The 10,429-nt window shown below is 67.8% G+C and carries 11 protein-coding genes; 8 read left to right on the top strand and 3 right to left on the bottom strand.

All coding sequences use genetic code 11. The annotated features are described in order from the left end of the window. Positions 1-78: 78 nt before the first annotated feature. Entirely contained in the window at positions 79-1,068 is a 990-nt protein-coding gene (locus CV1CTNOD_RS22565; protein WP_165485677.1) for a LysR family transcriptional regulator, read from the bottom strand. Positions 1,069-1,361: 293 nt separating this feature from the next. On the opposite strand from CV1CTNOD_RS22565, the gene CV1CTNOD_RS22560 reads away from it, so the two are divergent. Both CV1CTNOD_RS22560 and CV1CTNOD_RS25115 read left to right on the top strand, forming a co-directional pair. Continuing rightward, positions 1,362-1,967: a CGNR zinc finger domain-containing protein gene (locus tag CV1CTNOD_RS22560; RefSeq protein WP_131787960.1), complete on the top strand. Its 606-nt coding sequence runs from the start codon at positions 1,362-1,364 to the stop codon at positions 1,965-1,967. Between the two features lie 463 nt (positions 1,968-2,430). Further along, complete coding sequence (locus tag CV1CTNOD_RS25115; protein ID WP_165485676.1) at positions 2,431-2,604, top strand: hypothetical protein; 174 nt, start codon at positions 2,431-2,433, stop codon at positions 2,602-2,604. 487 nt (positions 2,605-3,091) lie between these two features. On the opposite strand, the gene CV1CTNOD_RS22555 is transcribed toward CV1CTNOD_RS25115, so the two are convergent. Next, entirely contained in the window at positions 3,092-3,679 is a 588-nt protein-coding gene (locus CV1CTNOD_RS22555) for an HPP family protein (RefSeq protein WP_207386617.1), read from the bottom strand. 305 nt (positions 3,680-3,984) lie between these two features. On the opposite strand from CV1CTNOD_RS22555, the gene CV1CTNOD_RS22550 reads away from it, so the two are divergent. The 3 genes from CV1CTNOD_RS22550 to CV1CTNOD_RS22540 all read left to right on the top strand — a co-directional run bounded on the left by CV1CTNOD_RS22550 (position 3,985) and on the right by CV1CTNOD_RS22540 (position 6,213). Next, entirely contained in the window at positions 3,985-4,536 is a 552-nt protein-coding gene (locus CV1CTNOD_RS22550; RefSeq protein WP_131787959.1) for a carboxymuconolactone decarboxylase family protein, read from the top strand. A gap of 169 nt (positions 4,537-4,705) precedes the next feature. Beyond that, on the top strand, positions 4,706-5,416 hold the full coding sequence (locus CV1CTNOD_RS22545) for an MOSC domain-containing protein (protein ID WP_131787958.1): 711 nt from the start codon (positions 4,706-4,708) through the stop codon (positions 5,414-5,416). After that, a complete protein-coding gene (locus tag CV1CTNOD_RS22540) occupies positions 5,413-6,213 on the top strand; it encodes a DNA-3-methyladenine glycosylase family protein (protein WP_131787957.1) in 801 nt (266 codons plus the stop codon). The genes CV1CTNOD_RS22545 and CV1CTNOD_RS22540 overlap by 4 nt, the downstream gene beginning before the upstream one ends. On the opposite strand, the gene CV1CTNOD_RS22535 is transcribed toward CV1CTNOD_RS22540, so the two are convergent. Beyond that, positions 6,189-7,697: a vanadium-dependent haloperoxidase gene (locus CV1CTNOD_RS22535; RefSeq protein WP_131787956.1), complete on the bottom strand. Its 1,509-nt coding sequence runs from the start codon at positions 7,695-7,697 to the stop codon at positions 6,189-6,191. The genes CV1CTNOD_RS22540 and CV1CTNOD_RS22535 overlap by 25 nt on opposite strands. A gap of 410 nt (positions 7,698-8,107) precedes the next feature. On the opposite strand from CV1CTNOD_RS22535, the gene CV1CTNOD_RS22530 reads away from it, so the two are divergent. From CV1CTNOD_RS22530 to CV1CTNOD_RS22520, 3 genes are all read left to right on the top strand, one after another. Then, positions 8,108-8,797, top strand: a complete 690-nt coding sequence (locus CV1CTNOD_RS22530) for an AfsR/SARP family transcriptional regulator (RefSeq protein WP_165485675.1) — start codon at positions 8,108-8,110, stop codon at positions 8,795-8,797. Then, the gene (locus CV1CTNOD_RS22525) at positions 8,794-9,597 is read left to right on the top strand and encodes an AfsR/SARP family transcriptional regulator (RefSeq protein WP_131787954.1); all 804 of its coding nucleotides are present in this window, start codon (positions 8,794-8,796) and stop codon (positions 9,595-9,597) included. Before CV1CTNOD_RS22530 ends, CV1CTNOD_RS22525 begins: the two co-directional genes overlap by 4 nt. Positions 9,598-9,678: 81 nt before the next feature. Further along, positions 9,679-10,311 carry a DUF417 family protein gene (locus CV1CTNOD_RS22520; protein WP_131787953.1) on the top strand — a complete coding sequence of 211 codons (633 nt, stop codon included), beginning with the start codon at positions 9,679-9,681 and terminating at the stop codon, positions 10,309-10,311. Positions 10,312-10,429 lie beyond the last annotated feature (118 nt).

The following is a 10,429-nucleotide window of genomic DNA, read 5'->3' as shown; positions in this document are numbered from 1 at the left end:
ACTTTGCGCAACCTTCCCGCAGCCCTGCTCCCAACCCCTCCCAAGATACCCTATAAGAGATATACCGCCTGTCTCATCTCATCTTGGCAGGTAGGGGACGCGACGCCGGGCCTGGAGACCCACTGACGCACCCTTCTGTTCGTACGTCACCAACTGGCGAGCAAGGTCGGCAAGGGACCCCACCGCGGGGGACGGCCGGTCACGCCGGACCTGAATCATGGCGACCGCCAGATCACTTCTCGGCAGGTTCGCCGGGGTGGCCAGGCCGCTGTCGGGAGTCTCTCTGGCCAACGCCACGGCCGGGAGCATGGCGATACCCAGGCCTGATCGCACGGCCTCCCGCGTGCTCTCGACCGACCCCGTTTCAATGATCTCGCAGTCAATATCCCGAGAAGCTCGGAAGAAGTCCGGAAGAATTCGCTGCGACGGGCAGTTCCGATCCGCGACGAGGATACGAAGGGTCCGGCTCGACCCGGCTGGCTTCACCTCGGTACCGGCATGCTGGGAGTTCCTGGTCCCGACGACCGGAACGAACCTGATCGGAAGCAGCCTGGCGGAGACGATCCCGGTGTCCTTCGACCTCGTGACCTCGTCGGCGTTCGGCAGTACGACCAGGCCCGCGTCGACATCGCCGGAGGCCACGGCCGAGCGCAGTTCGGCCGACGACAGCGTCCGCGGCGAGATCTGCAGCCGCGGGTGGCGCTGCAGACCCATGCGCACGAGCGCCCCGACGTGATAGTCGGCGAGGACACTGACCGTGCCGAGCTGCATCCGTCCCAGGACGTTGCCATCCGCCCGGGACATCCCACTCATCTCCTCGGCCATCTCGTCCACGATGGCCAGGATGCGGTCGACGTATCCCTGAAAGGCGCGGCCTGCGCTGGTCAGCTCCACACCGTGCGGGAGCCGCTCGAAGAGTTCCACCCCGAGCTTGGTCTCGAGTGAACGGATATGTGCTGTCACGGTCGACTGTGAGTATCCGAGGTTGCGCGCACTTCTCGTGAGGCTGTGGGTGCCGGCGACGTGCCGAAAGGTCTTCAGCTGGTAGGTCGCGAGGTCCACGCTCACGACTCCACTCTTGTCGTGGCCGATGTCGCGGGGCTTGGCTCCGGCGGCAACCTGGTGCCGCCGGCGGGCGGCATCATCGGATATGAACCCCGGTCGGGTCGGCAATCCTTTCCGGAATAACGGAGCTCCCTGTCGGTCATCGCCGTGCCGATCGCTGTCCTGACTCGAGGACCGGCTTTCTTTTCCGTGGACCCATGGCGTCACTCCCCCGGATCACCTACGGTCTGCAACATCCCGGGTCGCATGCTGGCACGATCAGGTAACAGAAACAAGGTCCCTGTACCATTACCGACATGGCGGAGGTTGAGGACGGGTTCGAACGTGGCGGTGCGCCGCTGCTGGGTGAACCATTGGCCGTCGAGTTGGCGAACACGCGTTACGCCGTTCGCGGAGATCCATGCGACGGGCTTCTCTTCCCGTCGCACCTGGCCGGTTGGCTACAGGACAGCCGGCACCGCTTTACCGTCCAGCTGACGCCTGACGTGGTGCGGGCCGTTGGCACCGGGGACCTTCAGGACGCCAGAGGGCTACGTGATCTCAGCCATCGGCTCCTGTCGGCCACGATCGAGGGCCGCGTACCCGATTCCGATGATGTCCGCCAGCTCAACAGGTGGAGCCGTGCTATTTACTTCTGGCCGGTACTGACGTGGCAGGGCGAGTTGCCACACAGCCGCACCTGTCATGATGACGATGTGATCCTCGCCGCCCTAACGGAGATCGCCCACAATCTGATCGAGCTGCTCGGCGGCCCTTCCCGGGCGCAGTTGCGAGCCTGCCATGCGCCGGGCTGTGTCCTGTTCTTCGTCAAGGACCATCCGCGGCGGGAGTGGTGCTCAGCGGCCTGCGGGAACCGCGCGCGGGTCGCCCGCTTCCATCACCGGCATTCGGCCGGCGAATAAAGGTGCTCCTAGGCCTGCACTGACATGGCGTGCCAAAGGTACGCGACAGGTGCTCAAGAGGAACGCGGAGAGGTTTCACAAAAGGTGTATGAAGGTGAGACTGCCCGACGAGGCTTGGGAAGTACGGAGAGGTGCGGCGGCCGAGCGTCCGTGCGAGCGACTTGGCGCGGCGGGCGGGAGCTGGTGGCGGCGGGCCCAGATGTGTCGGGTGGGCGGACGGACCCGTCGGCGGATGGAGGTCCGGGAGGGCTGCCACGGGGTCTACGAGCATCGGGAGATCCTCGCCCGGACGTCATTTCCGCCTAGGACGGGGGCGGCCGGCCGGTGTCCCTCCACGGGCCGGCGCGCTGACGGAGAGACCCACGGAATTGCTCGGCGGCGAAGGCCGGCCCGCTCGCGTTCGCCGCCCATTCCCGCGCGATCTGGTGGTGGACCCGGTCCTCGGACACTCGAACCCTCGAAGGTGGCGAACAGGGATATCCGCCGTCGCACCGACCCCACCGGAATCCGCCCCGGCCGCGGCGTACCAGCCTACGGCCGTTTCGATGCCGTTTCCATCGAACAGCACGGCAAGTGGATCGAAACCACTCGCCATATCGGCCGGGAAATCCCCCATGACCCCGCCGAAGAAACCTGACCTACGCGCACCCGGACCGGCGCCACGCCGGAAACCCCGCCGCATGGCCTGGGCGTGGATCCCGCGGACTCCGTACACCACCCGCCGGATGTGCCCCGAAGCGATCCGGACATCCGGGACGCATCGGCTCCCCGTTGACCGCGTCCGCGCTCGTCCAGGTCGAGACGCACAACCGTGGATGTTAGTGCGATCGCTCGGGTCCGTCCGACGTGTGGTGCGACGCATGGTCCCATCTCGACGCCACGGAGTACCTCGACAGCCGGATTACGGTTTGTATCACCCGGAAACACCAATCCACTCACGTTCTCTCCTCCCTGAGGGCTGGACGGGCTCCTGACGGTCAGAAGAATACCCTGGATTGTTTATGACAAGAATCCACTCCAACCATTAGTTTCATCAACGTTCACTCTGTCGGTGGGATGGCCAGCCGTCGAGATCGGAGGGCTTCCTGGTGCCGAAGCGGTCGTGCTGGCCCGAGTGCGAGGGGTCACCACCAATAGCTCGGATACGTCCCTTTTCGGGCGACACGTGCGCCGACGATCCCGACCACGATCATCAGCGCCGTCGCGAGCACCAGTAGGAGCAGGAACCGCACGGCGTCGGGCGCCTGCATGGTCACCAGAACCGCGGTCGCGGCCGCCGGCGAGTGGGACATCCTCAGCAGCAGCATCACCCCCACGGCGAGGCCGCCGGCCACGGCTCCCGCCCAGGCGGAGTGCCCGGCCAGAGCACCGACGGCGACGCCGACGAGTGCCGAGGCGAACTGCCCGCCGACGACGTTCCTCGGCTGCGCGAGCGGAAGCGCCGGTGCTGCCATGACCAGGGCCGCGCTGGCCGCCAGGGGCGGTATCAGGAGCGTCTGGTCGATCGCGGAACCGACCGCCACCAGGAGGAGGAGCGCGCTCACGGAGGTGGCGGTGGCGAGCAGGATCGGCCACGGCCGCGGAGCCGGCGGGGCGCCGCTGCGCCACCAGGGGGAACGTGCCGTGCTCGGTGGTGCCGTGCCGGGTGATGCCACGGCACCACCGGGTGCCGACGGGGCGTCCACCATGGGGCTTCCAGCAGGCCTACTCATGGTTCATCTCCATGATTGTCATTGTCAGCTGAAGATCGACTAACGGCTGAGTCCGGCCGGTTCGGGTTATCTTGATCATTACTGGGCTCACCTATCATACGATGACTGTCTCTGATCACTTCTTGAAGTTCCAGAGCTCTACGGCGGCCAGGGGGCCCTGCCCGTAGCTCCGCTCCTTGTCGACGGTCGGCCCGAGGCGAGGCGGCCTAATGGGAGCATGCGCTTGCAAAGCCCCGCCGCTCTCGCTAACATCTAACGCGTAGTCACCAGTTTATCCGTTAGATCGCTGTCCTCTAAGGAGTGCCATGAGTCGTCTGCCGCTCGTCGATCCCGCCACCGCCACCGGGGCCGCTCGCGACCTGCTGGCCGCCGTGCAGAAGGGCCTCGGAGTCACTCCGAACATGACCAAGGCGATGGCGAACAGCCCGGCGCTGCTCAAGGGCTATCTGGAGCTCTCCGGCGCCCTCGCGGCCGGCGCCCTTCCGGCCGCGACACGCGAGCGGCTCGCGTTGACGGTCGCCGAGGAGAACTCCTGCTCCTACTGCCTGTCCGCGCACACCTACCTGGCGGCGAACGTCGCCAAGCTGGATGACGACGACATCAAGAGTGCGCGGCACGCCGAGTCGGCCGACCCGGCGGTGGACGCGGCACTCAAGCTCGCCGCCACGCTTCTCGAGACACGCGGGAAGCTCAACAACTCGGCCCTTACCGCGGCCCGCGCCGCCGGCCTCACCGATGAGCAGATCGCTGAGGTCGTGGGCCACGTGGCACTCAACGTCCTGACGAACTACTTCAACAACGCTGTCGACGTCGACATCGACTTCCCCGTCGTCACGGCGCACGCCCACGCCAGCTGATCCACCCACCGCTGACAATGCCCGGGAGCAGCACGAACGCTGCTCCCGGGCATTGTCAGCGGTTTGATCCGGCCGTCGATTCGGTCCGGTCGTCGGTTTAATCCGCGGCGATCTGTCTGGACCGCGTCGTCAGGCCACGGCCCCCGCCCCCCCGAGCACAGAGACGATCATGCATGTTTCAGAGCTGTGGAGGTTTCCGGTCAAGTCGATGCGCGGCGAGTCGCTCGACGCGGCCACCCTCACGGAGAACGGAGTCGCCGGCGACCGTGTCGTGCACGTGCGCGGTCGTCGTGGGGTCCTGACCGCCCGGACCCGCCCGCGGCTGCTTTCGCTGAGTGGGACTTCCGATCCGGACGGACAGCCACTCGTCGATGGCAGGCCGTGGGACCACCCGCGCAGCGCCATGGCTATCCGGGACGCGGCGGGGGCGGATGCCCAGGCGGTTCGCTACGACGGACAGGAGCGCTTCGACGTTCTGCCGCTCCTGGTCGCGACCGATGGCGAAGTGCGGGCTTTCGGCCACGACCGACGACGGCTGCGGCCCAACCTTCTCATCGCCGGAGTCCCAGATCTGGCCGAGCGGTCCTGGCCAGGCAGGACGCTGCAGGTCGGCGGCGCGCTGATCGGAATCCACTCGCTGCGACCTCGCTGTGTCATCACGACCTTCGACCCCGATACCGGTGAGCAGGACCTCGACGTCCTGCGGCGCATCAACCGGGAGTTCGACGGCAAGCTGGCCCTCAACTGCTGGGTCGCCCGCGGTGGCGCGGTGAGGATTGGTGACCAGGTGGAGATCCTCGATGTACGGCTGCCTCCGCCGCCGGCCGGCGGTTGGGTCACCGGCGCCCCCTACGACGTTCCAGGGACGATCATCCGGTGAACCGGGCTCTGCCGGGTGAGCACGCCTACCGTGAGCTCGCGGCCCGCGACACGGTCATGGCCGGCCTGATCGACCTGTACGGTACGCCCGACCCGTTCCGGTGGAGCGAGGCACCGGCCGTCGCCGGCGGCGACCCACTCGCAGGTCTGCTCCTGCACATCTGCGGCCAGCAGATCAGTATCCGCGCGGCCCTCGCCGTGTACGGGCGGCTGCTGGGCCTCCTTCGTGGCGGACCCTCCCCGGCCGCGCTGGCCGCCCTCACCATGGAGCAGCTGCGCGAGGTGGGATTCAGCCGCGCGAAGGCGGAAGGTATCCGGGACCTGGCCCGCCGGCTGACCGACGCCAGCCTGTCGCTGGCCGCGCTGGCCACCGCCTCCGACGAACAGGCCGTCACGGCGCTGACCGCCGTCCGTGGTATCGGGCCGTGGACGGCGCAGCTCTACCTGCTGCATCAACTGCACCGGCCGGATGTCCTGCCGGCGGGCGACGTGGGACTGCGCCACGCCGCCGCGCTGGCCTGTCAGCTGCCGCGGGCGCCGTCCGCGAGCGAACTGACCGCGTTGGCCGAGCCGTGGCGACCCCACCGTTCGTACGCGACCGCGCTGCTGTGGACCGTGCTCCGCGCCCACCGGTCTGAGCGAGGGGCGCGGGGCCCCTGCCTGTCAGCATGCGGTGAGCGGGCCCGGGGGCGGCAGTCACGGCCGGCAGCCACAGAAAGAGGGGTTGGGTGTCGACGACACCCAACCCCTCCGGGCGGACAGGGATTGGACTGTTACGGCTGGCGTCCGTTGAAGTAGTCGAGGGCGCGCTGCCAACCGGCCCGGGCGACACTGCGGCCAGCTTCCTGACCGGGACCGTTGTCGTAGGACCAGTGCACGCCGCTGTAGAGCCGGGAGATCCCGTTCTCTTCCGCGGCCGCGGTGAAGGTCGGCCAGCTCAGGCGGATGTCGGTCGCTGGCGTGATGCCGGGCTCGATCAGCGAGCTGCCCCTCGCGATCGTCACCGAGTCGCCGAAGCGGTCACTGCCGGTGAACAGTTTGAGAGATTCGGCGCCGGCGCCGGCAAAGGTGGCGTGACCGGACACCGTGGCGGCGAACGGCGGGGTGAACACGTAGGGCTGCCATGTCGATCCGTCTATGGTCTGGGTGCCGCGACCCGGGCCGCCCCACGCCTGGATCTGCTGGCCGAACTTGTCGTACCGGATCAGGGTGATCGGACGGGCGTTGTCGTTCGCGCGCTTCGCGTTCCACGCGACAATCCCAGCGTCCGCCTGGGAGATGTTCAGCGCGAAGAACATCTTCACGTCGTCATTGAGCCTGTGCAGATCACGTGCCGAGATGAACTGCGCCTGGCGCTGGATGTGTCCGGCCGGGGTCTCGAACCGGTCCAACCAGTACTCGGCGATCACCTTACGCTCGTCCGTGAGGTTCGCGCTGTAGTCGAGAAGCTGATCGATGTCGGCTGTGACGGCGGCCGAGGGGTACGTCGGTGCCGGCGGCGGCAGGTAGGGGTCCACGGAGGCGACCCCGAACGGTGTGACCGTACCGAAGTGCGGGGTGAAGAACTGCTGGGTCTGCCCGTTCTCGACCAGCGGCGTCCACCGGTTCGGGTCGACGATCGTGGACGGGTCGAAGTTGTCGATCTGCTGGGGCGGATTGACCGGCTGGTAACCCGTGGTGTCGGAGTACGGCGGGCTGCCGAGCTGGTTGGACCCGTCGTTGTGCCGGAAGGACAGAACCGCGTCACAGGCTGCGATTCCCACCCCGGCGGGCGTGGTCGGGTCGGTGGTGGTTCCGGGCAGGCTGTAGCCCTGTCCCACCAGGACCTGGTCGAAGGTCGCCTTCTGGTCGGGGAAGAGGTCCACCAGCGCCCGATATGAGGCGTAGCTGACCGCCGCTGCCTTGCTCGCGTCGGTGTGCTCCCTGACCGGGCGCCGCAGACTGCCGTCGAACTGCGGGCCGACCGCCTTCTTGTCGTAGGCCGCCCAGGCGTCGTATCCGCAGGTGCTCTGGATCCCCAACGCGCGGGCACCGGCTGCGGGCGGGAAGATGGTCACCGTCGAGTGGGAGGCCGATTCGATCGCCGCGATGGTGGCGCTGTTCCAGACGAGCGCGGCGTTGGACGTGGCCGGCTTGGCCGCGACGGTGACCGCGAGATCAGTTTCGGTGGCGGCCTGCGCCGCCGGTACGGCCAGGCCCACCGCGGCGAGCGCGGCGACGACGGCAGCGACTCGTCGCCGGTTGCGTGACGCCCTTGTCGGCGCCACAGACGTTCTTGTCATGACCAGCCTTTCGTGACGGTTGGCATACCGCCAGCTGACGGCATATTCGCCGCGAGCCGGATTCGGACGAGCCGCAGGTTAGGAAGACAGCCGTGGCGCGAGTGTGGCGCGTGCGTTACAGCGCCCGGCGCGGGGCTCGGTACGACTGCCCGGCTCCGCGGTGTCATCGCAGGTGGAGCCGTGGATGGGGGTGCCCGGACGGTCGTTGTCCGATCGGCGGACCACGGAAGCGGCATCGGATATCTCGATGAGAGCCGGGGCGGTAAATCGAATTCCAATACCATGGGCTTCCGTTGGGACACCGCGATGATTCGTCCGGACCGGGAGATTGAATGGTGGCGCCTACCGTAATTCTGAGCGGCAGCCGGAAAGACGGTCGGGTCTCCGTTCACGTTCTGGATACGTTCCGGGTGCTGACAGACGACCGGCCAATCGTGGTCGGATCGTCCGGCCGACGGCTCATCGCGCTACTGGCGACGCGGCGGGAACCGGTGACGCGGAAGCAGGCGTCGCGATTTCTGTGGCCGGACCGTGCGGACGCGCGGGCCGCGGCGCGGCTACGCGTGACGCTGTGCCGGGTGCGCAGTGCCTGTCCTGGCCTTCTGTCCGAATCGGACGAGCTCCGGTTCGCCGACGACGTGTGGGTCGACCTGTGGTCGGCGCGCGGTCTGGCGCAACGGCTACTGCACACGTCATGCGTCTGGAATCTGGTGGGACTGCTGCGACAACCACGCTGCGCCGATTCCAGTCTCAGCCTGTTGGGCCATGACCTGTTGCCGGACTGGCCCGAACCCTGGTTGTGCGGCGTCCGCGAACGGTTCCGCCAGCTTCGACTGCATGCACTCGAACGGTTGTCCGCCGCGTTCTGCGCGATCCAGCGACCCCATGAGGCCGCCAGGGTGGTGGGCCTGGCGGTGACGGCCGAGCCGCACCGGGAAAGCGCCCGCCGCGTGTTCGCCCGGGCGTTGTCGTTGGCGATGGGTGACATGCTCATGCGGACGGGTCCCTGCGACGCACGGTCACTCGGCCAGCCGGCGAGCGAGCCCACCGGCGCGCCGAGCGCGATCTGGGCCTGCCCGGGTGACGGGGATCCGCGGTGACGTCCCCGGCCCTGCACCTTGACGACCCGACCGATGCGACGGCCGACCGGTTCGGGGAAGGGATCCCGCGGCTGTACCTGCTCGGTGGATTCCGCCTCGTCGTCGATGGCCGGACGGAGCCGCTGGGGATCGGGTCCCGACGGTTGCTGGCACTGCTCGCGCTCCGAAAGGCGCCCGTGCCTCGGATCACGGCCGCCCAGCTGCTCTGGTCGGACTGCGCGGGCGAGCGGGCCCTGACGGAACTGCGGGGCGCCCTGTACCGGTTGGGTCCATCGCGGGCGGCACTGATCGACGCGGCCCCGCGTGAGCTGCTGCTCTCCGGCTCCATCCGGGTCGATGTGCGCGAGGCCTGGCAGACCTGCACCGCGGTGCTCGGTTCGTCGGCGGACGCGTCCGATCGGGCGCTGCGCGCGGCACTCGCCTGCAACCTCGACGACGACCTGCTACCGGACTGGGACGACGAATGGCTTCGCGTGTTCCAGGATCAGTGGCGGCAGCGGCGTCTGCACGCTCTCGAGGCGCTTTCCGCGAGACTCACGGCGGCCCGGTGGCATGGCGCCGCTGTGGACGCGGCCCTCGCGGCAGTGCACGCCGACCCCTATCGGGTGAGCGCCCACCAGGCGCTGACCCGAGCCTTCACCGCCGAGGGCAACCGGCATGAGGCGCTTCGCCATATCGTGACATACTGGGATGTCCTGTGCAGGGAACTTGGCCTGGATCTCTCGGACGATCCGGTCGCTTCGCTGGGAGCAGCCGATCGCGAAGGTCGGGCATCCGGCGGCGACGGCATTATTCTCTGACATTACTTCCGCCCATGGACCAATGGCGCAGACCTCCCATCGCCGGGTACTCGCCCGGCTCCTCGGAAAGGAGAGATATTCATGCTTCCAGACGACGGTAAATACCGCGGCGCGCTCGCGGACCAGCGTGAGATCGCCGGCTCGGAGCACGTTCGACCGGGTGTTTCCGACTATGCGGACGACCGGGTCTCCGGTATTCCGGACCAACGGCAGCGGCAGGTTTCAACGGGAAAGAACGACGATTCGACGACGAGAAGCGGGGCACTGATCTCCCGCGGTCGGCTGATCACCTCGGTCGCACGCCGGATCACGCTGCTCGCCCCCGTCGCGCTGATGACCGCCCTGGGCGCCGTGTTCATCTGGTTCGGAGCCCTGAAGCTGTTCGGCTACTCGCCGGTGGAGGCTCTCATCGGTGCGACTCTTCCCTGGGCCGACCGTGACCTGGCAGTCGCGCTGCTCGGTGTCCTCGAGGTGGTGCTTGGCCTCGCGTTGCTCGTCAGGCGGATACGGAAGGTCGCGTTGGCGATCATGATCGCGCATCTCGGCGGTACGTTTCTGACGTTCTTCGCGGCCCCGCAGCTCATGGTTCAGCATGGCGACCCGCTGCTGCTGACCGCTGACGGCGAGTTCGTGTTCAAGAACCTCGTGCTGATCGGTGCCGCGCTCGTACTGCTCGGCCTGGACGAACGCCGACGTCCGTCGACCGGGAGCTGATGCGTCGACCCTCGTGCGCTGGGTCGATGTGCTGAGTTGACGCGATGCGCTGATGCGTTCCGGCGGGCACTGTTGTGTTGGCGAAGTCCACCACCGCAGCTACCACTCGGGCATGATC

Origin of the sequence: Protofrankia symbiont of Coriaria ruscifolia, assembly GCF_900634745.1 — a bacterium.
Taxonomy (GTDB): Bacteria; Actinomycetota; Actinomycetes; order Frankiales; family Frankiaceae; genus Protofrankia; species Protofrankia californiensis.
This window is presented reverse-complemented; position numbering and strand designations above follow the sequence as displayed.

What these genes read in the sequence shown, in the direction of transcription:
- CV1CTNOD_RS22560 (WP_131787960.1), top strand. Translation starts at nt 1,362, where the DNA reads ATGGCGGAGGTTGAGGACGGGTTCGAACGTGGCGGTGCGCCGCTGCTG.
- CV1CTNOD_RS22555 (WP_207386617.1), bottom strand. Translation starts at nt 3,679, where the DNA reads ATGAGTAGGCCTGCTGGAAGCCCCATGGTGGACGCCCCGTCGGCACCC.
- CV1CTNOD_RS22550 (WP_131787959.1), top strand. Translation starts at nt 3,985, where the DNA reads ATGAGTCGTCTGCCGCTCGTCGATCCCGCCACCGCCACCGGGGCCGCT.
- CV1CTNOD_RS22545 (WP_131787958.1), top strand. Translation starts at nt 4,706, where the DNA reads ATGCATGTTTCAGAGCTGTGGAGGTTTCCGGTCAAGTCGATGCGCGGC.
- CV1CTNOD_RS22535 (WP_131787956.1), bottom strand. Translation starts at nt 7,697, where the DNA reads ATGACAAGAACGTCTGTGGCGCCGACAAGGGCGTCACGCAACCGGCGA.
- CV1CTNOD_RS22520 (WP_131787953.1), top strand. Translation starts at nt 9,679, where the DNA reads ATGCTTCCAGACGACGGTAAATACCGCGGCGCGCTCGCGGACCAGCGT.